The organism is Paraliobacillus sediminis, assembly GCF_003426055.1.
This window is the reverse complement of the sequence record NZ_QJSI01000003.1, coordinates 370757-395140: the sequence shown is the minus strand read 5'-3', so window position 1 is coordinate 395140 and position 24384 is coordinate 370757. Positions and strand designations below refer to the sequence as shown.

The window sequence follows — 24384 nt, the reverse complement described above, 5'->3', positions numbered from 1 at the left end:
GGTAAAACGTTATTTTTTGTTAACTTGATTCATTACTTCCTCAGCAAAGTTATCTTCACGTTTTTCCATACCTTCGCCAACTTGATAACGAACAAAGCCTTTAACTGTTGCCCCTTTATCTGCAACTAGTTTTTTCACTTTTTGATCTGGATCTTTAACAAAGCTCTGTTCAAGTAAACAAATTTCTTCAAAGAATTTGCCTAAGCGTCCTTCTACCATTTTTTCAACAATCTTCTCTGGTTTTCCTTCATTTAAAGCTTGTGTTTTAAGAACTTCACGTTCTTTGTCAACTTCTTCAGTTGCAACTGCATCACGTGTTACATAACGCGGATTTACAGCAGCAATATGCATCGCAATATCTTTAGCAAAAGCTTCATCTGTCGTACCTTCAAGTATAGTTATAACACCGATATTTCCACCCATATGAATGTAAGCACCAAAAGCGTCAGCATCTGTTTTCTCGAAAATAGAGAACCGACGTAAAGATAATTTTTCACCGATTTTTGCAATGTTAGCGTGAATAAATTGCTCTAGTACTTCACCTTCACCATTTAATGGCTGTTGAAGTGCTTCTTCAACATTTGCTGGTTTTTGTGATAATAAGTGTTTTGCAATTTCTTGTAAGATTGTTTTAAATTGATCGTTTTTGGTTACAAAATCAGTTTCACAATTAATTTCTAGTAGTACAGCAGTATTACCTTCAACCATTACATGTGCAGAACCTTCTGCAGCAATGCGATCGGACTTTTTAGCTGCGCTAGAAATACCTTTTTCACGAAGAAAATCAATTGCCTCATCCATATTACCATTCGTTTCTGTTAAAGCTTTCTTACAATCCATCATTCCTGCACCAGTTTGTTCGCGCAGTTCTTTTACCATTTTTGCTGTTACTACCATTATGTTTTCCTCCTTAGATTATCCAAATTGACAATTTTCTATCAATTATATAAGTATACTTATTCAAATGTAAGATAGTATTTCTGAAAAAAGGTGATAAAGGGTTACCCCCTTATCACCCCATGTAAACTCAACTTATTCTTTTACTGCAGTTTCTGCTTCTTTTTGCTCAGTAGCTTCAGCTTCTGTAGCTTTAGGAGCCTCAACTTCTTCTAACTCTTCACCTTGTTTTGATTCTAAAATAGCATCAGCCATTTTACCAGTAAGAAGTTTTACTGCACGAATAGCATCATCATTTGCTGGAATTACATAATCAATTTCATCAGGATCACAGTTAGTATCTACAATACCAACGATCGGGATGTTTAATTTATGAGCTTCTGCAACAGCGATACGCTCTTTACGTGGGTCAATGATAAATAGAGCATCAGGTATTTTCTTCATATCTTTAATTCCACCAAGGAATTTGTCAAGACGATCTCTTTCTTTCATTAGGCCTACTACTTCTTTTTTAGGAAGTACGTCGAAAGTACCATCTTCTTGCATACGTTCGATATCTTTCATACGATTAATACGTTTACGGATTGTGCCGAAGTTTGTTAGTGTTCCACCTAACCAACGTTGGTTAATAAAGAACATACCAGAACGAATTGCTTCGTCTCTAACAGACTCTTGTGCTTGTTTTTTAGTACCAACAAAAAGAATAGTACCGCCATTTTCGCCAATTTGTTTAACGAAATTATAAGCTTCATCTACCTTTTTAACTGTTTTTTGAAGATCGATGATATAAATACCGTTTCTTTCTGTAAAAATGTATTTCTTCATCTTTGGATTCCAACGACGAGTTTGGTGACCGAAATGTACACCAGCTTCAAGAAGTTGTTTCATTGATATTACTGCCATGATTGTTTCCTCCTATTAATTTGGTTTTATGCCTCCGCTTATTTCATATTTATAGAAAAACTAATCAATCGATTAGCACCATTTCTATCATCCATAAGCGTGTGTGATTGACACCAAAAGTAACTATACCATAACAAAATCATGCAATCAAGCAATTTTAACTGTTTTTTTTATGGAATTTTATCATTAGTTCAATCTCTGTTTTACCTGAATCTAATTTTCGAGCAATAGACTCAATAGATTCGCCTTGATTATATAAGGATAATACTTGTGCGGATAATGATTTTTCTACTGTATCATGAGACTCATTAACTTTTGGTGGTTGATAATCTACTGTTGGTTCTTTAAATGTTTCCTTTTGTTGTATCGGATCTGTTTTTTCGTAAGCATCCTTCTGTTCATTTTTTACTTCTGGTGGGTGCGTTGCATTTTTTACTTGCTTATTATTTTTCTCACTAGTAAGCATGCTTACTACCTTTTCATTTTCTTCTCTAATTTCTAACAAATAAACCGCAAGTAATTCTTCCATTTCTTTTTGCTGTTGGGCCTGTTTTGCTGCGATATCTTCTGGTTCTGTAATACGATCTTTTAATATTTTAATCGCTATAAACGTGAACACATGTAATAAAAAACTAATTAATAATAAGAAATATACCATAATACCCCTCTTAACCATTAAAATCGATTTGCTTACCGAGATATGGATGTTCTATTGCGTGCGATTCAATTGCATTTTTTCTAGTATTATCATTCGATGTTTCAGCGGTTGTTGGATGCTTCTCTTCTCTCTTATTTGAAAGCTCAGCCTTTTGCTTTAAATCATTAACAGTTTTTCTTTTTAACTCATCTTGTGCTAATTGTTGATTAGCTATAACATCTTGCATGAATTGACCTCGTTGTTGGAGCTGTTCTTGTATTTTACCAGCATCTTGCGTACGAGGCAGCGCTATTTGCATTTCTACAGCTCTCCAACTCATAAAGATCGCTTCCTTTCAAGCGTTATAGTGATTTCGAGGTTATTTCACCATTTTCTAAATAGACTTGTGTGAACTTTTGTGTCGTTCTCGTGGTCATTTGATATTTGCCAAAAGATAAGTCAACATTTTCATACAAGGAACCTTTTACAATTAATCTAACTTGGTCTGCATCCCCTATTTCTACCTGTAACAAGGAAAGTTCTTCTTCGATTTTCTCTAATTTACGATCAGCTTGTTCCACCGAATTTCGTTGCTTTAATAAGAATATCCGCTCTTTTCCTGTTAAACCAACGCTAGATTCAGCTTTTTTATTTAAACTTTCACCTAAGATTCGAAGTTTTTCTTTATTCTCTAATAGTATTTCTTTTTCTTTTAATAATTTTGTTTCTTCTTCAGCATCTTCTTGATTGATTCCAATTGCAATTTCTGTTTTTGTTTCCATTTTATTGCCGATATCCTTCACTTCTATTGATTTTCCCGCTGAACAGACACCACCAATGATATTTCCGGATTGACAATAAATATGCTCTTGTGCGACACAATGACTGTGCATTATCGTATTATGCACGATGATATCTTTCCCAGCATCAACAATAGCTTGATTAATATACTTAACTGTAACATCTGCACCAGCAATAATTGTGCCTTTACGTTGACCAGCAATTCCTTCTGAAATAAATACGTTACCACCTGCCTGAATATAAGCAGACTCCACTAAACCATATATATGTATATCCCCTTCTGCTTCCACACGATAGCCTGAAGGAATATTACCACGAATAGTTATAGACCCAACAAAATTAAGATTACCTGTTTTTAAAGACAAATCTCCAATAACCTCATATGTATTAAAAACTTGAATCACATTTGCCCCAATACTCAACTGACCGTCAGCTGTAGCATAAAATGACTGGTCATATTCATTAAACACAACATTTTTACCTGCTCGCATCCGTATTGGTTTTCCCGGCTTAGCAGGTGCCTTTTTACCATATATATTATATCCGATAGTCCCTAATACTGGCGCTGTAACTACTGCGATTTTTTCCTCTTCTTTAAGAGACGGGATTTTTTTAACATCTCGGAAATTTCTTTTTTCTTCTACCTCAATGTTATCATCCTGTTCACAAACATAATCAATTTTACCATTAAGACCATGAACAGGATATGTGCCTACAGCTATTTTTATCGGTAACAAATCCACATGATAATTTGCAACTAATTTTTCTATTGCTTCAGTTTGAATACCCACAGTTATTTTTTGATCGTCTAACCACTTTAATATTAGTTCTACAGTTAATTCTTCTGGATCAAAAGTCTGTTTCGCGTGAAGCGAAGCATCCATTTTATCAGTTGATACACTCAACTCAAATACTTCATGAAGAGGTTCCATATTATAATCCCCTTTACCACGACACGACTATATTCCACTAATTTTTAATCATGCCAAATGTTTTTTTAATTTAAAAATAGCTTGTTTATGGATTTGTGATATTCGTGATGTAGTCAACTCTAAAACATTTCCTATTTCTGTGAATGTAAGTTCTTCCTTGTAAAATAAACTAATAACTAATTGCTCATTTTTATTTAACTGTTCGATGCTCTGCTCTAGTTCTAGATGATTTTCAGCAGTCAAGATACTTTCCTCAGGTGTTAAATTCTTATCAGGTAAATTATAGCCAATACCCTCTTTATAATCATCTTGATGATCACTTGACTTTTCTTCGATGGAGAGAAGATTTGAAAATAGCGAATCTTTTACAATTTGCTCCACTTCTTGTTTAGGCATTTCCAAGAATTCAGCTACTTCTGCTAACGAAGGTTCACGATGTAACTTTTGCTCTAGATCTCGCAGTGCTTTATCAATTTTTTTCGACTTATCACGAGTTGATCGCGGCAACCAATCCTCTTTACGAAGTCCATCTATGATTGATCCTCGAATCCGAAAAGAGGCATATGTATCAAATTTCAAATCTCTTTTTGGTTCGAATTTATGAAGCGCGTCGTATAAACCGATTAATCCCAAACTCTTCATATCATCTTTACTTACATTTTTCGGTAGATGGATTGCAATTCGTTGTACATGATACTGAACAAGATAAAGATAGTGCTCAATCAATTGGTTTGCTGACTCATTATCTCTATCGTTTGACCACTTATTCCAAACCTCTTGTATTACTGGGCTAGAATCTGACATTAAATCACCTCGCAATTGTCATGTTCCCCCATTATTGAAAAATTATATTTGTTTTTCTCCTGAATTGACGGTTCTTATATTTAGCATACCCGTTTCGAGAGAAAATTCAATTGTTCGACCACTACTACCACCAACATCTTCTGAGATTAACGGAATACGATATTGTTCAAGCATTATCTTAACCGCTTCTTCATTACGCTTTCCAACTCGAAGCATGTCATTAGAAGAACTAAACGCAAACATTTGTGCACCACCAGCAATTTTAGCCTTCAATGCATATTTTCTAGCGCCTTCTTTTAATAAATAATCAATTAGAATGGGTAATGCTGTATCTGCATACTTTAATTGATTCAAGTCACTTCGTTTTGATAAAGATGAATTTGGCAGCATGACATGTGACATACCTGCTATCTTCATCGTAAGATCATAGACAACCACTCCTACACATGAACCTAAACCTGATGTCCGCAAAACTTCCGGCGATTTTGCAAACTTCAAGTCAGCGATGCCTACTTTAATTATTTCATTTGTCCCTATTAACACTATCTTGTAACACCTAATCTATCAAATATTTTTGGGAAAGATTCCGGATCGGGTAATAAAAAGAAATGACCTTGAATTGGCTCACCGCTATTACCCTCTTCATTAATAATTGTGTCGATAATAATAGCATAGTCACTTTCTTGTGACAATTCCATCAAGCCTTGTGTTAATATAGCTGCCGCCATATCGATGTGTAGGAGTGGGACTGATGGTTGTAATAATATTTTTATGAAATCTGATAATGCTGATAAATAAGATCCTGCTAATATATTACCTAATTCTTGTAATGCTGATAAACCCATTTCATCAAAAGGAGGATTCTCTAAATTAAAATTATCTATACCAGTCATTTCTTTTACAAATACTTCTGCTTCAGGAGGTGAAAGTACAAAAAACATATTGCCTGGTGCCTCACCTTGAATACGAAGATATACAGAGACAATAATTTTATCAGGGCCACCAACTAAATCCATCATCTCATCAAAGTCAACTACACGTACGGCTGGAACCGTCATATCTACTTTTCTATTTAACAAAGTAGATAATGATGTAGCCGCGTTTCCAGATCCGATATTTCCTATCTCTTTTAACGTGTCTAGTTGATATTCTGTTAAAGATTCTATAAAAGACATATTACTCACCTACTAACCTTCGATTTCATACAATTCTTTCATTCCATCCTTTGACAGTACTTTATCCATATTCAATAAAATTAATAAGCGTTCAGCTAATTTTGCAACACCCTCTATATAATCCACTTGCACCGAACCAATGACCTCTGGGGCTGGTTCAATTGCATCAGTAGGTATATCAATAACGTCGTATGCGGCATCGACAATTAAACCAACTGCTAACTCTTCTAGATTAACGATAATAATACGGGTACTTTCTGTATAGCCAATATCCGCAAGATCAAATCTAGCTCGAAGATCAATAATTGGTGTTACGACACCACGTAAATTAATTACCCCCTTCACAAAATGCAATGTACTCGGAATTCGTGTAATATGCATCACACGTTCAATTGAACCAACTTGCTTAACGGGTAGTGCGTACTCTTCTTTGTTCAATTCAAACACAATTGTTTTAAGCTGCTTTGCAATTTCTTCTGACATGATTTATCCCTCCTTATTATTTAATTAAAGCATTGGTATCCACGATCAATGCTACTTGTCCATCACCTAAAATAGTTGCTCCAGAAATAGCGAATATATCCCCTAAATAATCACCAAGGGATTTCAGGACTATTTCCTGTTGTCCGATGAATGTATCTACAATTAATCCAGCCATTTTTTCACCTTGTCTAATGATTATGATAGAGCAAAATTGATCCTCTTCCACGTCACCAGGTACATTAAATACTTGTTTCAGTGAGATTAATGGTACCACTTTACCACGGAAATCAATGACTTGTTTGTTATGTGCATGCATGATTTCAGTTTTGCTAACAATTGCCGTTTCAATAATTGATGATAACGGTATCGCATACTTTTCTTTGTGAACTTCAACTAACAAGACTGATATAATCGATAAAGTTAACGGCAGTTGAATCGTGAACAATGAACCTTTACCAAATTCCGATTCGATTGAAATACTTCCACCAAGTGATTCAATTGTATTTTTCACTACATCCAAACCAACACCACGGCCAGAAATATCAGAAATTTTATCTGCTGTCGAAAAACCACTAGCTAAAATCAATTGATGTATTTGCGAATCTGTTAAACTACCTGCTGCTTCTTTAGAAACAATACCATTTGAGATTGCCTTTTCTAAAACTTTTTCTTTATTTATCCCTGCACCATCATCAGCGATCTCGATAATAACATGATTTCCGCTGTGATAAGCATGTAGTTTTAACGTTCCTTCTTCTGGCTTACCTTTTTCTTTTCTAACAGCTGGTGTTTCAATGCCATGGTCTAATCCATTACGAATTAAGTGTACTAATGGATCACCAATTTCATCAATTACTGTACGGTCTAACTCGGTATCAGCACCTGTAATTTCTAAATTAAACTGTTTGTTTAGATCCTTTCCTAATTGACGAACCATTCTTGGAAATCTATTAAATACTTGATCAATTGGCACCATACGCATATTCAAGATAATTCCTTGTAAATCACCTGAAATACGTGTCATTCGCTCAACAGTGTCTTGAAGCTCTGGGTTTTTCAAAGTAGCTGATATTTGTTCTAATCTACCACGGTCAATAACCAATTCTTCAAATAAGTTCATCAATGCATCTAATCTTTCAATATTAACTCGTATTGTTTTACTCGTTACTTGCGTTTTCTGCACTACCTTTTCATCACTTTTCCCACTAGTACTTTCAGCAGTCACTTCAACTTGAGTCGTTGTTTCATTAGCTTCTTCAACTTTTACGTTGTAATCAAAAAGACTTATTTCTACTTCAGCTATTTCTGAGACCTTCATTATTTTCTTTTTAACATCATCTGCTGATTCACTTGTCACTAAAATGACAGTAAAATCATAGTCAAAATTTTCATCTTCTAATTCAGATACAGTTGGTTTTGATTTTATAACTTCACCAACCTGTTCTAAAATTTGAAAAACCATATAAACACGCGCTGCTTTTAACATGCATGTTTCTTGTAGACTAACATTAATTTGAAAATTAGAATAACCATTTTCTTCTGATTGTTGTAACACTGCAACTTCAAATTGATCTAATTCACCTGCACCTGATTTTACGGCTGATTTAGTTGATTCTGCAATATCTACTGTGGCAGCAACTTCTACTATTGCCTCACCCTTTTCAATTGCTTCTAATTTAGCTACTGTTGCAGATACATCTTTTTTACCTTCTCCACCATCAACAATATCTAATACCATTTCTTCTAAATTATCCACAGCCTCAAATACAACATCTAAAATCGCAGAATTCATTTTCAATTTATCGTTGCGTACAGCATCTAAAACGTTTTCCATTATATGCGTTAAATCAGCTAAGTCTTTGTATCCCATTGTAGCTGACATACCTTTTAAAGTATGGGCAGATCGAAAAATTTCATTTACTGTGTCCATATTAGTAGGATCGTTTTCTAATTCAAGCAGACGATTGTTAAGCGATTGGATGTGTTCTTTACTTTCTTCAATAAACACATCTAGATATTCATTCATGTCCATTTTATTCACCTCTGGCTTTAATTTGGCTAACTAGTACCTCACTTATTTCTGTTAATCGAACAACATGATCTACTACATTTGTTTTTTCAGCTGCCTGAGGCATTCCATATACGATACATGTTTCTTTAGATTCAGAGAAAATAACCGTATTTGATTTCGCTTCTTTTAAGGTGATCAAACTATTAGCACCATCAGCGCCCATTCCCGTCATAATAACAGCAAAGACTTGTTCGGCCTGTAACAATGCAAGTGACTCAAATAATACTTCAACAGATGGTTGATGACCATTTCGAGTTTCTTCCTTTGTAATTACTGCCTGTAAACCTTTTACTGTTTTTTCTACACGAAATTGGAACCCGCCGGGGGCAATATAAGCTGTCCCCTTTTGCAAAATCTCTTTATTCTCAGCTTCTTTAACATTGATCTCTGACATGGAATCTAAACGTTTTGCTAACGATTTCGTAAATCCAGCAGGCATATGTTGTACAATTGCAATAGGTGCTGGTATATCTTTCGGTAATCGCGTAATTACTTGCTGTAATGCTCTTGGTCCACCTGTTGATGTTCCAATTCCAATAATTAGATCAGAATTCGCAGTTCTCCGAGACAAGCGCGGTATAAAAGGTGCTATTACTGGCTGCTTCATCTCATTATGCGTTAATCTTTCTACTTTAGCATTTACTGCCTGTAACACCTTAGTTTTAATTTCGGCATCTTTCTCTCTAATGTTTAGGGAAATGGAACCAGAAGGTTTTGTAATAAAATCAATTGCACCTAATTCCATCGATTCAAGTGTCTTATTTGCACCTTCTTTTGTTAAACTTGAAAGCATAATAACAGGTCTAGGTTTATTTTTCATAATTTTCTTAAGCGTAGTGATCCCATCCATGATTGGCATTTCTACATCTAATGTTATGACATCAGGATTTAACTGATCAATTTTTTCTAGTGCATCTTGCCCGTTTCGAGCTGTACCAATAACAGTTATTCTTGGATGTGATTGAAGAATATCGGCAATCATTTTACGCATAAAGGCTGAATCATCAACAACTAATACGTTTATTGTGCTCATGGCAATCTACCTCTCTTTTACAAATTGTTTCAACTTTGATATGAAAGTTGAAGGGACTTTTTTCTCAATATTTATAACATTACCAATATATTGAGTCACAATTTGTTCCATCGCTAAGGTAACTTTTGACTTTGGATCATACAATGTGAATGGAATTTGGCTAATCACTGCTTTGGAAACAGATTTATCATTAGGTAAAATGCCTAATGGGGTTATTTCTTTTTTTAAAAAACTTTGCATTACTCTTTGTAACCGTTTTATTATCGAACGACCATCTTTGTTGTTTTCAGCACGGTTGACTAAAAGGTATAATGGCACGTGATAATTACGATGGCAAATGTGCTTCATCATCGCATAAGCATCCATCATTGCTGTAGGTTCAGGTGTTGTAACTACAATGCATTCATCCGCAGCTAAAACATAAAACATGCTATCTACAGATGCACCTGCACCCATATCAAAAATAATATAGTCGAAATCTGTTATCAATTCATCTAACTGTTCCAAGAAGTAATTAAATTTATTTTCATCCATTTTGAACAGATCAGTTAATCCAGAACCTGCTGTGATATACGACAAATCGTGCGGTCCTGTCTCTATAATATCATGAATCGACAATTGATTCTCGTACATTTGCACAATTGATCGTTTAGCTTGAACACCCAATAAAATATCGATATTACCCATACCAATATCTAAATCAAATAAAAGAACTTTTTTCCCTTTTTTTGATAGGTTTAAAGCAAAATTAAGTGAAAAGTTGGATTTACCTACTCCACCTTTCCCACTTACAACTGCAATTGTTTTTGCTTGTCTTGTTGTATTAAGTCTGTCGATTTTCTTTCTTAAATTCGCTGCTTGATCACGCATGTGAATCTCCAACTATAAAATCACTAATTTTTTTACTTGTAGCCTCTTCAATATTATCTGGTACATCTTGTCCATCTGTTAAATATGCCACACCTATCTGATACTTGAGAGCCAAATTTAAAATTGCACCATAGGTAGCCGTTTCATCTTTTTTAGTAAAGATTAATTTTTTGATCGGAATATTTTCGAATTGATTATAAATAACATCCAGATCAGTTGACTTGGTGGTTAATGATAAGACTAAATACGTATCAATATCATGTTCAAGGTCAACTACTTTTCCCAACTCGGCAATGTACTTAGCGTCACGGAAATTTCGACCTGCTGTGTCGACTAAAACAATATCGTAAGATTTGAACTTTTCTCTGGCTTTACGATAGTCGTCAATTGTATATGCAATTTCTAATGGGATATCGAGAATTTTAGAATATGTTTTTAGTTGTTCAATTGCCGCTATTCGGTACGTATCTGTTGTAATTAACGCAACTTTTTTACCATCAACCAACATACAATTCGCCGCTATTTTAGCTATCGTTGTTGTTTTACCAACACCTGTTGGTCCAACCAAATGTACAAATTTCTTGTAATACGTAACCCCACCAAAATCATTCCTAGCTAATCTCTTATCAATAGCCTCTCCAGCCTGTTTTTTAGCTAGTTCATAAGTTGTATCCTCTGTCGAATTCGTTTCTATACTATCCGCAACAATTTCTTGTGCAATGTCGAGATTAACTTCTTGTTCCAATAACAGGTCTACAACCGCTTGATATGTAGGCGGAAATACATCTACCTCATTACTTGTTGTCTTCTCCATCCATTTACGCATCGCACGGACTTCGTCTAATAGCACTTGCTGTTTATCGTTTTCTTTCTCTGTACTTGTAGAAATAGGTATGATAGGTGTAGATTTTTCTTCAAATTTAGGTTTAGTTGGTTGCGGGTCTAATGCTGCAACGACTTCCATATTTCTTTTTTTGAAAAGTCCTAAAAACCCCCCCGTATAGATAACCTTTGAATTAAGAATTACAGCATCTGCACCCAATTCTTTACGTACTTTTTTCATCACTTCAGGCATTGTTGGTCCTATATATTTTTTTATCTTCATGCAACATTCACTACCCCTACACTTTTAACATCTAAATTAGGTTCCAATTCATTATAAGATAACACGACGACATGTGGGAAAAAACGATCCAGTAATTGCTTCATATACATCCGTATAGTTGGTGAACAAAGTATAATTGGCGTTTCCTCTTGCAATGATATATTCTCTATCTTTTCCGTAACGGAACGAATAATGCGTTGCTGTGAATCAGGATCTAAGGATAAGTAACTTCCATGTTCCGTTTGTTGAATATGGTCTGAAATCATTTGCTCCACTTCGCCAGCAACAGTTATCACTTTTAACCCCTGTTCATCTTGAACATATTGTTTCGTGATTTGGGCGGATAATGCCTGTCTTGCATACTCTCCAAGTAAATCCGTATCATTTGTCATTTTACCGAAATCAGCTAAAGTTTCAAAGATAATCGGCAAGTTTCGGATCGACACATGTTCACGTAATAATTTCGCTAGTACCTTTTGTACGTCGCCAATAGAAAGTGGTTCAGGTGTTACTTCTTCTACTAATATAGGATATGACTCTTTTAAGTGATCAATTAATTGCTTCGTTTCTTGACGTCCCAATAGTAAATGCGCATGTTTTTTAATTATTTCTGTAATATGTGTTGAGACAACAGAAGGTGGATCAACTACCGTATAACCAGATAATTCTGCTTCATCTTTTACGTCTTCCCCTATCCATTTAGCGGGAAGTCCAAAAGCAGGTTCTGTTGTATCGATTCCTTCTAAATCGTCTTCATCCAGTCCAGGGGTCATCGCTAAATAATGATCTAACATTAGCTCTCCTTGCGCAACTTCATTCCCTTTAATTTTCAATTGATATTCATTTGGATTTAATTGAATATTATCACGGATTCGAACTACCGGAATAACAATTCCTAATTCAATAGCCAACTGCCTACGAATCATGACAATACGATCCATCAAATCTCCACCTTGGTTTGTATCAACTAAAGGAATTAATGCATATCCAAATTCAAACTCGATAGGATCCATACTTAAAAGATCAACAACATTGTTTGAAGACTGCATTTGCTGTGAATCTGCTGCTTCTTCTTCCCCTTTTTCATCTACTTCCGTTTCTACAATAGGTCTGGATAGCCAGTAACCTCCAAATATCAGTACCGCAGCAATGGAAGTTGTTAAGAAAAAGTTAATAGGTGTCAAGCCGAACATAAAGATTGTTCCACCTGCAATATATAGCATCTTTGGATAACGTAACAATTGTTCTGTTACATCGCTTCCTAAGTTACCTTCAGAGGCCACACGCGTAACAACAATACCCGTAGCAGTTGAAATAAGTAATGCAGGAATTTGACTTACAAGACCGTCACCAACAGTCAATTGCATAAACGTAGATATTGCTTCTCCAAAGCTCATATCCATTTGCATCATACCAATAATTAAACCGAAAATAATATTGATTAAAACGATAACGATTCCGGCGATCGCATCGCCTTTAACAAATTTACTTGCACCATCCATTGCACCGTAAAAGTCTGCTTCCCCTTCTACTTTTTCTCGACGCTTTTTAGCTTGTTGCTCATTTATCATTCCTGCATTTAAATCTGCATCAATACTCATTTGCTTTCCTGGCATAGCATCTAGCGTAAAACGAGCCGCAACTTCCGATACACGTTCACTACCTTTTGTAATAACTAAAAACTGAATAATAACTAGAATTAAGAAGACAACAAAACCAACTAAAGCGTTGTCCCCAATAACAAATGTACCGAACGTTTCTACTACATTACCCGCTTGTCCAGTTGATAGAATCGAACGTGTAGTAGAAACATTAAGTCCTAAGCGGAATAAGGTTAGGAGTAACAACAACGAAGGGAATATTGAAAACTGTAAAGGTTCTGTGGTATTCATCGACACTAAAATAACAATAAGTGCTAAAGATATGTTTACCAAAATAAGGATACTCAACAACCAACCAGGTAATGGAATAACTAACATAACAATTATTAAAATAACACCGATTATAACGGATAGGTCTCTTATTTTCATTATTAACTCTCCCTACTAGATCAACCTTAAGCTTTTTGTTCGATTTGATAAACATATGCTAAAATTTCCGCAACAGCTTGAAAAAATTCTTCTTGAATTGCTCCACCTATCTCAATATCAGCATATAACGCTCTTGCTAAGGTTCTATTTTCGACCATTACGACCTGGTTTGCTTCAGCAATTTCTCTAATCTTCGAAGCTACAAAATCGACACCTTTAGCCACAACATAAGGAGCATCAGATTTATTCTCATCGTATTTAATCGCAACAGCATAATGTGTTGGGTTTGTGATAACAACGTCTGCATCTGGTACATCACTCATCATACGTCGCATGGCCATTTGTCTTTGGCGTTCTTTTATTTTAGATTTAATTAAAGGATTACCTTCAATATTCTTATGTTCATCTTTAATATCATTTTTAGACATTTTCATATTCTTTTCATGGTCATATCGTTGATAGGTAAAGTCAATAACAGATACAAATAGTAATGCAATCGACGAAAAGATACCCATTAATATCGTCACATTCGCAAAAAATGCCAAAGCAGCATTGACGTCTTTTCCAGCAAGCATCATCATCTCATCTTTGTTCATCCATAAAATCGAAAAGGTAATTGTAGCAATAACAGTTATTTTTAACATCGATTTAACTAATTCAACTAAAGCACGTGCTGAAAAAATACGTTTGGCACCTTGAATTGGATCTAGTTTACTAAATTTCATTTGCAAAGGTTCTGTGGTAAATAAAAAACCGATTTGCATAAAATTTGAAGCAAGTCCAGCAACAATAGCTATCCCCATTACCGGAGATAGTGTTTGTGCCATATATATGGTGATTTCTGCAAACATAGTTTGTAAGTTAGGGATCGTAATTTCCCAATTAATAAACTCAGTAAACGATCTTACATATAAGCCAGTCATTTTTTCTTTCCAAAAGGTTCCAATAACAGTGAAAAGTATAAATATAAAAAACAATAAAAGTGCTGTATTGATATCTTGACTTTTGGCAACCTGACCTTTTTTACGAGAATCTTGACGTTTTTTTGGGGTTGCTTTTTCTGTCTTTTCTCCTGCAAAGAATTGCAGATCAAGTTTTAATTGCATGACTTAAGCACCTCCAAACAGCTGCATCAATAACTGCATCATCTCTAATGTATAAGAGAACAACTGCCTTACGATTGATATAAACATCACCAAAAACATTCCTACTACAAAAAGTCCAACAAAAATCTTCAATGGTAAACCGACAACAAACACATTTAATTGCGGAACTGTACGTGCAATAATACCTAATGCAACATCTACTAGAAACAAACAGCCCACAACTGGTATTGCCAATTGAAAAGCCACCAAAAATAATTGATTAAAGATATCAATAACTAACATTACAATATTCTCATTGTTGAAGTTAATCATTTGATCTAATGGAATGGTTTCAAAACTATAGAAAGCACCATTGATTAGAAGATGATGTCCATCAACACTCAAAATAAAAAGTAGCACAAACGTGTAAAAATATTGTCCCATTAAAGGACTTTGTGCACCTGTTTGTGGATCAATAACATTCGCTATCGCAAAGCCCATTTGAAAATCGATAAACCCGCCAGCAATCTGAACTGCTGATAATATCATGTACGCTATTAAACCTAATAGTAAGCCGGCAATTGCTTCCTTACCAATCAATAAAAAGAAGGTTGAATCAAGCGGTATTGTCGGAATTTCAATACTATATAGTATAATCCAAGATAAAAAAACGGCTAGTCCAATCTTAAATTGCATTGGAATATTACGATATGAAAAAATTGGTACTGTTGCGAAAAAAGCAGTAAATCGTATGAGGATTAACAAAAAAGCTGGTAAACTATTAATATCAATAGACTCTAACATACCTCTACCCTACAAACTGATTTAAATTTTGAAATATATTACTCGAAAATTCAACAATACGAACAAGCATCCATGGTCCAAAGAAAATTAAGCCCAAAAAAACAGCAACAATTTTAGGAACAAATGCCAGCGTTTGTTCTTGAATTTGTGTTGTTGCTTGAAAGATACTAACTAACAATCCCACTACAAGGGCTAGTATTAAAAGAGGACCTGTTACAATGAGTACTGTAAATATTCCTTGTTCAGCTAAATTAATAACGAAATCTCCACTCATCTTCTCCTTCACCTCTTATCTCGTATCTCGTATTCCATTCCTAAAACCCTTGTAATAAAGATTGTGTAATCAAATACCAGCCATCAACTAACACAAATAATAAAATTTTAAATGGTAATGAAATCATTACTGGTGGTAACATCATCATTCCCATTGACATTAAGACACTTGCCACAGCCATATCAATAACTAAAAAGGGCACAAAAATCATAAACCCCATCTGAAAGGCCGTCTTTAATTCACTAATTGCGAATGCGGGCACTAATGTTGTTAACGGAATATCTTCCAATGATTCTGGATTTTCTAATCCACTATAATTCATAAATAAAGCCAAATCTTTTTGACGTGTGTGCTTAGACATAAATTCTTTCATAGGAATACTTGCATTTGTGTAAGCTTCATCCAACGTTATTTCTTCATTAAATAATGGTGTCAATGCTTCTTCATTCACTTGTTGAAAGGTTGGTGCCATAATAAAAAAGGTTAAAAAGAGTGCAATCCCAATCAATACTTGATTAGGAGGCATCTGTTGTGTAGCAAGTGATGTTCTGGTAAAAGATAAAACTATAATAATCCGTGTAAAACTTGTCATTAAAATAATTATACCAGGTGCTAGTGAAAAAACAGTTAATAATAACAGTAATTGAACTGATGTAGCGACATTTGACGGGTCCGAACTTGAAAATATATCAACAAATTCATTCATGTTTATCTTCTTCCTTACGTTTGTATTGCTCTGTTATTTTTTTTCTTTTATCTGCTAAACCATTTAATTCATTTTTAAATAAAGATGAAAATGCAGCAGGCGTTTTCGTTTGTGTATCTTGCTGTTTCTTTGATGAAAACCGTGAAATAGTTTTCCCAACAACGTCAGCAATCTGATTTGTATTTGTTTGCTCCGAATCACTTGCCAATAACGTTTTTTTGGTTTCCTCGTCCGTAATCTCCGTTAGTAGTTCAATGTTATCTGCCACACCAACTACAAATATACTTTCACCAATGCGAATCATTTGAATCGATTTGTTAGAACCAAGTGGCACACCGCCAATGTTTTCTAAAGTATTAGCGTTTTTATATAGTTTGTTTTTTTTGTTAAATAGTTTTAGTAATAAATACATTAATCCCAAAATCAAAATTAGAGAAAGAATAATTTTTAGTACTGTAATAAATAGACTATCGACTGAGCCCTCACTTATAGAAGTATCACTACTTGGCTCTGATCCCCTATCCTCTATTTCTAATTCAGGCGTATTCGTTTCAACAATAGGAGTATCATTTTCAAATAAGTCATCAACGTATCCATTATTATTTGCCGCTGCCATTGTGCTTGGAAAGCTAACCCAACTAAAGCACACAATTATGAAACAAATGATATTTACTTTTCGCATGTTTTTCATCAACTCAATGCTTTTTGAATGGCCTCAATGACGCGATCTGCCTGAAATGGTTTTACAATAAAGTCTTTTGCACCTGCTTGAATTGCATCAATTACCATCGCTTGCTGTCCCATAGCCGAACACATCAGAACAACTGCGTCAGGATTGATTGCTTTAATTTCTTTAAGTGCTGCAATTCCATCTTTTTCAGGCATTGTAATATCCATTGTAACTAGATCTGGTGTAAGCTCTTTATACTTTTCAACAGCCTGTACACCATCTTGCGCCTCGCCTACTACTTCAAAACCATTCTTACTTAAGATATCTTTAATCATCATACGCATGAAAGCCGCATCGTCAACTATTAAAATTTTCTGAGCCATTATATTTCCCCCTAGTTAATTACTTTAATTTCCTTAATCGATCTGATTGGCTTACGATATCTGTTACTCGCACACCGAAATTCTCATCTATTACGACTACTTCACCTTGTGCAATTAATTTATTGTTGACATGAATATCTACCGGTTCTCCAGCTAATTTATCTAATTCAATAATAGATCCCGATGATAATTCTAAAATATCTTTTACTGTACGTTTCGTCCTACCTAATTCAACTGTAACTTGTAACGGAATATCCATCAACATGCCTAAGTTACGTTTTTCATTCTGTGGAAGATCTACATTATCAAAAGCGGAAAAAGAAGCATTTTGAATAGAGGCATTCTCCTGTGATAATTCCCCTAAATTTTTAGATTCTGCTGGTTGATTAGAAGTTGCCTGTTGGTTTGGTGCTTGTACAGGTACTTCTTCTTGTTTTACATGATTTGTTACAGTTTTTTCAGGTTGCTCTTCTGTTTTATCAGCTGGTCCATTCAATAAACCGTCAACCATTTCTTTAGCAAATGATAAAGGTAACAACTGCATAATGTTTGAGTCAATTAGCTCGCCAATTTTTAATTGAAATGACACTTTTACAAAAATATCATCTTCTGGCATATAATCAGCTTTGGTATCGTCATTCACATCTAACATCATGATCGCTGGTGGGGATATGTCGACTCTTTTACTAAATATGGTAGACATACTCGTCGCAGCAGTTCCCATCATTTGATTCATTGCTTCTTGTACAGCACTTAAAGAGATCTCATTTAATGCTTGAGAATCAGTTTTACCATCGCCACCCAACATCAAATCTGCAATAATTGCTGCATCATTTGAATCTAATACAAATAGGTTAGCGCCCTCGAAACCTTCTGTGTATTTTACTTCTACACCTACATTTGGATTAGGAAATTCCTCTTCTAATCGATTGCGAGTTATTGTAGAAATCGTTGGCGTCGTAATGTCAACCTTTTGATTTAACAATGTAGAGAGTGTAGTTGCAGAACTACCAAATGAAATGTTACCAATCTCTCCAAGTGCATCAATTTCAAGGTCTGATAATAGACTTTCTATATCTTGTTCTGCTTGTTCATCATTATTATCAGTTGTATCAGGCTGATCATCATCTGTACTGTTTAACAATGCATCAATTTCATCCTGTGATAACATACCGTCATTCATCATCTGAATCGCCCCCTTTTATTTCTTTCATAATTTGGACGGCCAATTTGTTCTTTTTCCTTCCGGGTTGTACATAATATAAATCTTCTTGATCAATTTGCATCACTAATTCATCGTCAATTGATTGATCCAAGTGGAGGACATCGCCCATTTGTAAATCCAATAATTCTTCAATCGTAATCGAGGTTTCTCCAAGCAAAACCCTCATATCTAATTCTGCTGTTTCAAGGTTCTTTGTTAAATTTTCATATTCTTCTGGTTTTCTTTCCTTTGGTTTCTCCGTTTGCATCCAATAATGAACAGATAATTTCGGTATAATAGGTTCTAAAACCACATGTGGAATACATATGTTGATCATGCCACTACTCTCACCAATTGTGGTATTTAATGAAACGACAACAACTGTTTCATTTGGAGAAACAAGCTGCACGAATTGCGGATTTACTTCGAATTCTTCTAACATTGGATCAATGTTAATCACTGATGACCACGCTTCTTGTAAATTATCTAATCCCTTTTCAAATAACTGTGACATAAGTGTTGTTTCAATTTCCGTTAAACTATCTACTTTATTTACACTATTTCCTTTACCACCTAACATTCGATCTAACATTGCATAAGCAATGTTTGGATTGAATTCAAAAATAATTCGACCATGTAAAGGTTGCATACTGTAAATATTTAATATTGTTATCGTAGGAATGGAGCGAATAAATTCTTCATAAGGAATTTGATCAACAGATGCAACAGATATATTCACATATGTGCGTAACTGCGCAGAAAAATAAGTTGTTAATAATCGTGCAAAGTTCTCGTGAATACGTGAAATACTTCTAATTTGGTCTTTTGAGAACCGTAATGCTCGTTTAAAGTCATATACACGCACTTTTTTTTCTTGTTCTTCTTGTTTTAATTGATTTGCATCCATCTCACCGGATGAAAGTGCGGATAATAATGCATCAATTTCATTTTGCGACATAACCTCATTGGCCACAACATTCACCTCCTAGGAAGGAGCTTTTATCACTGTATGACTTTACTAATGATATATACATCGATAATATTTCCCTCATCCATTAGCTCATTCATTTGATCTTTTAGTTTTGTTTCTAATTCAGTCAAGCCTGCTTGTATATCGGCTTCCGTAAGGTTTACAGATTCTTTAATAAAGAGGTTTTGAAATTGAAAAGACCTATTCTCAATTTCGGTACGTGCCTTTTTACTGTCTGTAATAATATCAAATTGCATTCGAACAAAACTGCCGTCTTTTAAATCAGTACTCATTTCCTCAGTTGTATAGGAGTATTCTACCATTTCCTCTAAACTTAACTCTTTATTTTCATCATCTGAACTGTTTAAAATATAAATCAATGCCCCTACGCCAACAATCAAAATGATAGCTATCGAACCTATCATAATTTTAAAAAGTTTAGAGTTCACTTTGTTCACCTGCTTCTTTTAGCCATCCTTGTAAGCCTATCATTTGGTAATAGCTGTTTACCAAAGTAGCTACTTCCTTCTCTGTCTCTTTAACCACAATAATTTTTCCATTTGATAAAGTAATAGTTGTATCAGGAAATGATTGAATTTGCTCAATTAAAAGTGCATTTAATGTAAAACTATCTCCATTGAATTTCGTGATTTCTATCATATTATGGTTGGGGCAAGTTCAAAAAAACTTGCCCCGCACCTCCTTACTATCGTTTCAAGTTAACTAATTCTTGTAAGATTTCATCTGATGTTGTGATAATTTTAGTGTTTGACTGAAACGCACGTTGTGCTGTGATCATTTCAGTAAATTCTTCTGCTAAATCAACGTTAGACATCTCTAGAGCACCAGATACTACTGAAGCATTACCTGCTTCTTCAGGTGTGACTAAATCATCTAAATTGTTAAAAACCCCGTCTGCATTTTCTGTGAATACACCAGCATTAGCCGTCATTTGATAAGTATTCGCACCGCCTTTTTCTAACCCACCTGGATTAGAAAAAGAAGCTAGTCTTATTTGGCCTGCTACCAGTGCTTCACCATTGCCATCAACATAGTTAACAGTACCATCATTTGATATACTAAAACTTGCGGCATCATCAGGGATGTTAATTCGACTTAAATTCCCAGTTAATAAACCTGCTTCCGTTGCACCTTCACCTAGTAGATAAAGACCATCTGGATTTACAATATAACCGTCATCATCTAAGTAAAAATTACCAGAACGTGTGAAACTTATATCTGAATTTTCCATATCTACATTTGCATCATCATTCAAGTTACTACCCAAAACAAACATACCATCTCCTTCAAGTGCCAAATCCAATGCTCTATTCGTAGTTTGTAAACTACCTTGTGTTTGGATGTTATCAATTGATCCTGTTTGTGAGCCAAGTCCTACTTGAGAAGCATTAATCCCGCCACGTATATCAGTTGCGGCTTGCGCACTAGCTACTGTTTGGCTCATCATATCTTGAAACGTAACGCGACCTTTCTTAAAACCAGTTGTGTTCACGTTAGCAATATTATTACCAATAACATCTAATTTTGTTTGGAAATTTTTCATTCCTGATATACCTGCATACATTGAACGTAACATTTTACCATTCCCCTTTTATTTTAATTAGCTGTATCAATCAGTCAACAGCTTGAATGGCTCCCCTTAATGGGACCAGCCTAATCTACAACAATCGTTCCATTAATATTTGTGAAAATACGACTTTGTGCTTCTGCTCGATCCATTGCTGTCACAACCGTGTTATTTTTCGTACTAACTAATAAGGTTGCTTCATCTGTAACAACTAAAGAATCTGTTATTCCTTTTTGTTTTGCCTCATTAACTTTATCTGAGATTTGCTGCCACTTGCTATCATCAATCTTGATGTTTCTTTCTGTTAATCTAGCTTGTGCATGCTTACTTATCTTTAGGGTGTTTACATTTGATAAGACATCTTGAAAAGAAGTACCGACCTGTTTTTTCTGAATATTACTTCTGCTCTTTGGAAGCAATGCCCCTTGATGTACTTGTTGGATGCGATGATCCATTTTTTTCACCTTCCTTAATCAGTTGAAGGTTGGCTTAACTTAAGAACTTCATCCGTATAGATCTTACTCTCATTCTCTAATTCCAAAACGGCATACCCTTCTTTTTCACTTACCGCTACAACGTTACTTTTAACAATTTCCTTTGGTTCAATCACTTCACCAGACTCTTCATCAATTTTATAGTACGATACTTCTTTACCGATTAAATGACTATTTTGGATTACTGGTGAAACTGTTTGGTTTTGAACTAAACTACTAATCGATGTATTCATTTCCATCATCTGCTCTAATGAAGTAAAAGTAGCCATTTGTGAAATGAACTCTTTATCTTCCATTGGATTCAAAGGGTCTTGGTTTTGTAATTGTGCCATTAATATCCGCATGAATTCATCCTTACCTAATTCAGAGCTAGTCGAGCCACGAGATTGGTTACTCAAATAATAAGAACTATCAATTGTCGTCAAATCAATTCACCTACACTCTCTCATTCATTAATACTTCTTCAAAACTTATACTACCTTGATTTTGCTCCCCATCATTCTGCTCTTTTCCTTCAGCATCTTCTTGTTCAGATGAATCTGACATCTGTTCATCAAATGAAGGACTGGATTCTTCTTGTGTTTGTTGGAACATTTGCGCATCTTGTTTTTCAATCACTACTTGATTTGGTGAAAACATATGGCGTAATTGCTGAATATTTGTTTCTAACGCATCTTTAGCTGCTTGTGTTGTGGCAGTGATTTTCACCATCATTTCCCCATTTATTTGGGTTAATTTAACTGAAATATCTCCTAGATGGTTGGGTTTTAATTTCAATAACAGCTCGTTAGATCCATTCGGACCTGACATAAATTTACTTGATTTAATAACTTTTTGAAGTTCTTCCATTAAATTATCAGAAGTAGATTTTTGGTTAGTTTGTGTTGACTGCTTTACATGTACAACAAATTGTTCTAACTTAGAAATTTGTTGACCTGTTGCTAACGTTTCGGCATTACTAGTCGATGCGGTTGTCTTTGCTTCAGTTGATGAACTATTAACAGCATTATTAACCCATTTTGATACATCTGTAGTTGTTACCATTGCATTAGACTTGTATTTGGTTTGCATCTGACCTTCTGTTCTTTTCTGGTATGTTCCCAACAAACGAGACCACAACTGTCCTTCAGTCGCACCTTTTTTATCTTGTAACAAATTAGTTGTTTCTTGTGGTGCGCTTTTCTCTAATGCTGTCCACTGTTCTAGTAATTTCAAGACTTTAACACTCAACTCTTGATCGAAATTACCAGAAGCTACTTGTGCAACCACTTGTTCTACTTGTCTCCACAAGTTTGCTATCTTCTCTATACTTTGCTCATTAACATCGACGTTTTGTAAAGTACTATTTTGAAATAATTGTTCTAATGACGCCATTTGTCCGCTTGCATGATTAGTTTTGGTATTCTCCTCTACTATAGCTTTGGAAGAGACTATATTTTCAAGCCATGTTGCTAGTTCAGTGTTATCTTGTTGTTTAAGGAAGTTGTTACTTTGCTCAGACGCTTCCTCTGAAACAGCCATCCATTGCTCTACTAATTCCAAAAGGTCTCCGTCAGAATTACTATCTGTTAGATCAGTAGATAGTTGCTCAACAGCCAGTTCAAGTTGATCCCATAAACTTTTCATCTGATCGGATATATCTGTATCGTTTTCTAATAACATCATTTGCTCCACTAATTCAGCTATACGAGTGGATTCCTCAGTTGAACCAATTGAGTCTAAAAGACTACCAAAAACAGATTGTCCTTCACTACTACTTTTAGTACGGCTATTTCCCAGTTGTGTTGTTTGCTGATTCAAAAGTGCAGTTACATTCAAACTTTTTCACCTCCCTTCAAATAACTAAAAATTAATTATTCTAGTAATAGTTGTGTAAGCTCAGCGGCAATTTCTGCATCCATCGCACTTAGTACTTCTCCTCTATCTTCATCCTTCATTTGTTGTAAGATCGCTGTGGCTAAATCACGTTCAACATTTGACAAGATTGGAGCTGCGCTTTCGGGATCCATTTCTTCATAGGACCTTGTCAATTTGTCTAAATTTTCATTTTCAGCTTCTTCAACATTTTCTTCAGCTCCAGCTTCTTCTACTTCTTCACCAGAAACATTTTCAGCTTGATTCGACAGCTTAACAATTTCTTGATTTAACTCATCAATAGTTTGTTCGTGAGTAGATACTTCTGTTTCTAACGTTTCAATTGCAACATCTTTTTCAGAAAGTTGTGTTTCAACCTTTTCTTCTTGGCGCTCAACTACTGCTTCTTCATCTGTGGTGACAACTGTAGAAAGAAAAGGAATCTGATTCGCTACCTCTTTTGTTTTATCAATAACATTAATTCCCATTGATGAAAAGATAATAAAAGCAACTATGATAGCAAAAACTAACGGTATACCAATTACTAATACCCACTGCATAAAACTAGGACTCTTTGCTTTATTTTCTTGTTTTATCTTTTCTGCCATTTT

General features: G+C 34.9%; 29 protein-coding genes. All 29 read right to left on the bottom strand.

Features of this window, described 5'->3' with window-relative positions; all coding sequences use genetic code 11:
- Nucleotides 1-9: 9 nt before the first annotated feature.
- Nucleotides 10-897 carry a translation elongation factor Ts gene (gene tsf / locus D2K60_RS14665; protein ID WP_117169682.1) on the bottom strand — a complete coding sequence of 296 codons (888 nt, stop codon included), beginning with the start codon at nucleotides 895-897 and terminating at the stop codon, nucleotides 10-12.
- 135 nt (nucleotides 898-1032) lie between these two features.
- Nucleotides 1033-1800, bottom strand: a complete 768-nt coding sequence (rpsB, locus tag D2K60_RS14660; protein WP_117169683.1) for a 30S ribosomal protein S2 — start codon at nucleotides 1798-1800, stop codon at nucleotides 1033-1035.
- A gap of 157 nt (nucleotides 1801-1957) precedes the next feature.
- A complete protein-coding gene (locus tag D2K60_RS14655; RefSeq protein ID WP_240335286.1) occupies nucleotides 1958-2458 on the bottom strand; it encodes a DUF6115 domain-containing protein in 501 nt (166 codons plus the stop codon).
- A 10-nt stretch (nucleotides 2459-2468) separates the two neighbouring features.
- Complete coding sequence (locus D2K60_RS14650) at nucleotides 2469-2777, bottom strand: hypothetical protein (protein ID WP_117169684.1); 309 nt, start codon at nucleotides 2775-2777, stop codon at nucleotides 2469-2471.
- A gap of 22 nt (nucleotides 2778-2799) precedes the next feature.
- On the bottom strand, nucleotides 2800-4170 hold the full coding sequence (locus D2K60_RS14645; RefSeq protein ID WP_117169685.1) for a DUF342 domain-containing protein: 1371 nt from the start codon (nucleotides 4168-4170) through the stop codon (nucleotides 2800-2802).
- 48 nt (nucleotides 4171-4218) lie between these two features.
- Entirely contained in the window at nucleotides 4219-4974 is a 756-nt protein-coding gene (locus D2K60_RS14640; protein WP_117170375.1) for a FliA/WhiG family RNA polymerase sigma factor, read from the bottom strand.
- Between the two features lie 42 nt (nucleotides 4975-5016).
- The gene (locus D2K60_RS14635; protein WP_117169686.1) at nucleotides 5017-5520 is read right to left on the bottom strand and encodes a chemotaxis protein CheD; all 504 of its coding nucleotides are present in this window, start codon (nucleotides 5518-5520) and stop codon (nucleotides 5017-5019) included.
- Nucleotides 5517-6149, bottom strand: coding sequence for a chemotaxis protein CheC (locus D2K60_RS14630; RefSeq protein ID WP_117169687.1), 633 nt, complete (start codon nucleotides 6147-6149; stop codon nucleotides 5517-5519). The genes D2K60_RS14635 and D2K60_RS14630 overlap by 4 nt, the downstream gene beginning before the upstream one ends.
- 12 nt (nucleotides 6150-6161) lie before the next feature.
- The gene (locus D2K60_RS14625; RefSeq protein WP_117169688.1) at nucleotides 6162-6632 is read right to left on the bottom strand and encodes a chemotaxis protein CheW; all 471 of its coding nucleotides are present in this window, start codon (nucleotides 6630-6632) and stop codon (nucleotides 6162-6164) included.
- A gap of 16 nt (nucleotides 6633-6648) precedes the next feature.
- The gene (locus D2K60_RS14620; RefSeq protein WP_117169689.1) at nucleotides 6649-8664 is read right to left on the bottom strand and encodes a chemotaxis protein CheA; all 2016 of its coding nucleotides are present in this window, start codon (nucleotides 8662-8664) and stop codon (nucleotides 6649-6651) included.
- Nucleotide 8665: 1 nt separating this feature from the next.
- Nucleotides 8666-9736 carry a protein-glutamate methylesterase/protein-glutamine glutaminase gene (locus D2K60_RS14615; protein ID WP_117169690.1) on the bottom strand — a complete coding sequence of 357 codons (1071 nt, stop codon included), beginning with the start codon at nucleotides 9734-9736 and terminating at the stop codon, nucleotides 8666-8668.
- Between the two features lie 6 nt (nucleotides 9737-9742).
- Nucleotides 9743-10606, bottom strand: coding sequence for a MinD/ParA family protein (locus D2K60_RS14610; protein ID WP_117169691.1), 864 nt, complete (start codon nucleotides 10604-10606; stop codon nucleotides 9743-9745).
- Nucleotides 10599-11711: a flagellar biosynthesis GTPase FlhF gene (flhF, locus tag D2K60_RS14605; protein WP_117169692.1), complete on the bottom strand. Its 1113-nt coding sequence runs from the start codon at nucleotides 11709-11711 to the stop codon at nucleotides 10599-10601. The genes D2K60_RS14610 and flhF overlap by 8 nt, the downstream gene beginning before the upstream one ends.
- Nucleotides 11708-13741 (bottom strand): flagellar biosynthesis protein FlhA, encoded by a 2034-nt coding sequence (gene flhA / locus D2K60_RS14600; protein ID WP_117169693.1) that lies wholly within the window; start codon nucleotides 13739-13741, stop codon nucleotides 11708-11710. Before flhA ends, flhF begins: the two co-directional genes overlap by 4 nt.
- 26 nt (nucleotides 13742-13767) lie before the next feature.
- Nucleotides 13768-14847 carry a flagellar biosynthesis protein FlhB gene (gene flhB / locus D2K60_RS14595; RefSeq protein WP_117169694.1) on the bottom strand — a complete coding sequence of 360 codons (1080 nt, stop codon included), beginning with the start codon at nucleotides 14845-14847 and terminating at the stop codon, nucleotides 13768-13770.
- Between the two features lie 3 nt (nucleotides 14848-14850).
- A complete protein-coding gene (fliR, locus tag D2K60_RS14590) occupies nucleotides 14851-15630 on the bottom strand; it encodes a flagellar biosynthetic protein FliR (protein ID WP_117169695.1) in 780 nt (259 codons plus the stop codon).
- Nucleotides 15631-15634: 4 nt separating this feature from the next.
- Entirely contained in the window at nucleotides 15635-15904 is a 270-nt protein-coding gene (gene fliQ / locus D2K60_RS14585) for a flagellar biosynthesis protein FliQ (protein WP_117169696.1), read from the bottom strand.
- Nucleotides 15905-15944: 40 nt separating this feature from the next.
- On the bottom strand, nucleotides 15945-16610 hold the full coding sequence (fliP, locus tag D2K60_RS14580; protein ID WP_117169697.1) for a flagellar type III secretion system pore protein FliP: 666 nt from the start codon (nucleotides 16608-16610) through the stop codon (nucleotides 15945-15947).
- Nucleotides 16603-17226 carry a flagellar biosynthetic protein FliO gene (locus D2K60_RS14575; protein WP_162880741.1) on the bottom strand — a complete coding sequence of 208 codons (624 nt, stop codon included), beginning with the start codon at nucleotides 17224-17226 and terminating at the stop codon, nucleotides 16603-16605. The genes fliP and D2K60_RS14575 overlap by 8 nt, the downstream gene beginning before the upstream one ends.
- Before the next feature lie 74 nt (nucleotides 17227-17300).
- Nucleotides 17301-17663, bottom strand: coding sequence for a response regulator (locus tag D2K60_RS14570; protein ID WP_117169699.1), 363 nt, complete (start codon nucleotides 17661-17663; stop codon nucleotides 17301-17303).
- A gap of 19 nt (nucleotides 17664-17682) precedes the next feature.
- On the bottom strand, nucleotides 17683-18849 hold the full coding sequence (gene fliY, locus D2K60_RS14565) for a flagellar motor switch phosphatase FliY (RefSeq protein ID WP_117169700.1): 1167 nt from the start codon (nucleotides 18847-18849) through the stop codon (nucleotides 17683-17685).
- A complete protein-coding gene (gene fliM / locus D2K60_RS14560; RefSeq protein ID WP_117169701.1) occupies nucleotides 18839-19840 on the bottom strand; it encodes a flagellar motor switch protein FliM in 1002 nt (333 codons plus the stop codon). Before fliM ends, fliY begins: the two co-directional genes overlap by 11 nt.
- Nucleotides 19841-19869: 29 nt before the next feature.
- Nucleotides 19870-20286: a flagellar basal body-associated FliL family protein gene (locus tag D2K60_RS14555; protein ID WP_117169702.1), complete on the bottom strand. Its 417-nt coding sequence runs from the start codon at nucleotides 20284-20286 to the stop codon at nucleotides 19870-19872.
- Entirely contained in the window at nucleotides 20276-20497 is a 222-nt protein-coding gene (locus D2K60_RS14550; RefSeq protein WP_117169703.1) for a flagellar FlbD family protein, read from the bottom strand. Before D2K60_RS14550 ends, D2K60_RS14555 begins: the two co-directional genes overlap by 11 nt.
- Before the next feature lie 46 nt (nucleotides 20498-20543).
- The gene (gene flgG, locus D2K60_RS14545) at nucleotides 20544-21434 is read right to left on the bottom strand and encodes a flagellar basal body rod protein FlgG (RefSeq protein WP_117169704.1); all 891 of its coding nucleotides are present in this window, start codon (nucleotides 21432-21434) and stop codon (nucleotides 20544-20546) included.
- Nucleotides 21435-21511: 77 nt separating this feature from the next.
- A complete protein-coding gene (locus D2K60_RS14540; protein WP_117169705.1) occupies nucleotides 21512-21880 on the bottom strand; it encodes a TIGR02530 family flagellar biosynthesis protein in 369 nt (122 codons plus the stop codon).
- 14 nt (nucleotides 21881-21894) lie between these two features.
- Nucleotides 21895-22344, bottom strand: coding sequence for a flagellar hook assembly protein FlgD (gene flgD, locus D2K60_RS14535; protein WP_117169706.1), 450 nt, complete (start codon nucleotides 22342-22344; stop codon nucleotides 21895-21897).
- Between the two features lie 10 nt (nucleotides 22345-22354).
- Entirely contained in the window at nucleotides 22355-23737 is a 1383-nt protein-coding gene (locus tag D2K60_RS14530; protein ID WP_117169707.1) for a flagellar hook-length control protein FliK, read from the bottom strand.
- A 35-nt stretch (nucleotides 23738-23772) separates the two neighbouring features.
- A complete protein-coding gene (locus D2K60_RS14525) occupies nucleotides 23773-24381 on the bottom strand; it encodes a MotE family protein (protein ID WP_117169708.1) in 609 nt (202 codons plus the stop codon).
- Nucleotides 24382-24384 lie beyond the last annotated feature (3 nt).

What these genes read in the sequence shown, in the direction of transcription:
- tsf (WP_117169682.1), bottom strand. Translation starts at nt 897, where the DNA reads ATGGTAGTAACAGCAAAAATGGTAAAAGAACTGCGCGAACAAACTGGT.
- rpsB (WP_117169683.1), bottom strand. Translation starts at nt 1,800, where the DNA reads ATGGCAGTAATATCAATGAAACAACTTCTTGAAGCTGGTGTACATTTC.
- D2K60_RS14655 (WP_240335286.1), bottom strand. Translation starts at nt 2,458, where the DNA reads ATGGTATATTTCTTATTATTAATTAGTTTTTTATTACATGTGTTCACG.
- D2K60_RS14650 (WP_117169684.1), bottom strand. Translation starts at nt 2,777, where the DNA reads ATGAGTTGGAGAGCTGTAGAAATGCAAATAGCGCTGCCTCGTACGCAA.
- D2K60_RS14645 (WP_117169685.1), bottom strand. Translation starts at nt 4,170, where the DNA reads ATGGAACCTCTTCATGAAGTATTTGAGTTGAGTGTATCAACTGATAAA.
- D2K60_RS14640 (WP_117170375.1), bottom strand. Translation starts at nt 4,974, where the DNA reads ATGTCAGATTCTAGCCCAGTAATACAAGAGGTTTGGAATAAGTGGTCA.
- D2K60_RS14630 (WP_117169687.1), bottom strand. Translation starts at nt 6,149, where the DNA reads ATGTCTTTTATAGAATCTTTAACAGAATATCAACTAGACACGTTAAAA.
- D2K60_RS14625 (WP_117169688.1), bottom strand. Translation starts at nt 6,632, where the DNA reads ATGTCAGAAGAAATTGCAAAGCAGCTTAAAACAATTGTGTTTGAATTG.
- D2K60_RS14620 (WP_117169689.1), bottom strand. Translation starts at nt 8,664, where the DNA reads ATGGACATGAATGAATATCTAGATGTGTTTATTGAAGAAAGTAAAGAA.
- D2K60_RS14615 (WP_117169690.1), bottom strand. Translation starts at nt 9,736, where the DNA reads ATGAGCACAATAAACGTATTAGTTGTTGATGATTCAGCCTTTATGCGT.
- D2K60_RS14610 (WP_117169691.1), bottom strand. Translation starts at nt 10,606, where the DNA reads ATGCGTGATCAAGCAGCGAATTTAAGAAAGAAAATCGACAGACTTAAT.
- flhF (WP_117169692.1), bottom strand. Translation starts at nt 11,711, where the DNA reads ATGAAGATAAAAAAATATATAGGACCAACAATGCCTGAAGTGATGAAA.
- flhA (WP_117169693.1), bottom strand. Translation starts at nt 13,741, where the DNA reads ATGAAAATAAGAGACCTATCCGTTATAATCGGTGTTATTTTAATAATT.
- flhB (WP_117169694.1), bottom strand. Translation starts at nt 14,847, where the DNA reads ATGCAATTAAAACTTGATCTGCAATTCTTTGCAGGAGAAAAGACAGAA.
- fliR (WP_117169695.1), bottom strand. Translation starts at nt 15,630, where the DNA reads ATGTTAGAGTCTATTGATATTAATAGTTTACCAGCTTTTTTGTTAATC.
- fliQ (WP_117169696.1), bottom strand. Translation starts at nt 15,904, where the DNA reads ATGAGTGGAGATTTCGTTATTAATTTAGCTGAACAAGGAATATTTACA.
- fliP (WP_117169697.1), bottom strand. Translation starts at nt 16,610, where the DNA reads ATGAATGAATTTGTTGATATATTTTCAAGTTCGGACCCGTCAAATGTC.
- D2K60_RS14575 (WP_162880741.1), bottom strand. Translation starts at nt 17,226, where the DNA reads ATGGCAGCGGCAAATAATAATGGATACGTTGATGACTTATTTGAAAAT.
- D2K60_RS14570 (WP_117169699.1), bottom strand. Translation starts at nt 17,663, where the DNA reads ATGGCTCAGAAAATTTTAATAGTTGACGATGCGGCTTTCATGCGTATG.
- fliY (WP_117169700.1), bottom strand. Translation starts at nt 18,849, where the DNA reads ATGATGAATGACGGTATGTTATCACAGGATGAAATTGATGCATTGTTA.
- D2K60_RS14550 (WP_117169703.1), bottom strand. Translation starts at nt 20,497, where the DNA reads ATGATAGAAATCACGAAATTCAATGGAGATAGTTTTACATTAAATGCA.
- flgG (WP_117169704.1), bottom strand. Translation starts at nt 21,434, where the DNA reads ATGTTACGTTCAATGTATGCAGGTATATCAGGAATGAAAAATTTCCAA.
- D2K60_RS14540 (WP_117169705.1), bottom strand. Translation starts at nt 21,880, where the DNA reads ATGGATCATCGCATCCAACAAGTACATCAAGGGGCATTGCTTCCAAAG.
- D2K60_RS14525 (WP_117169708.1), bottom strand. Translation starts at nt 24,381, where the DNA reads ATGGCAGAAAAGATAAAACAAGAAAATAAAGCAAAGAGTCCTAGTTTT.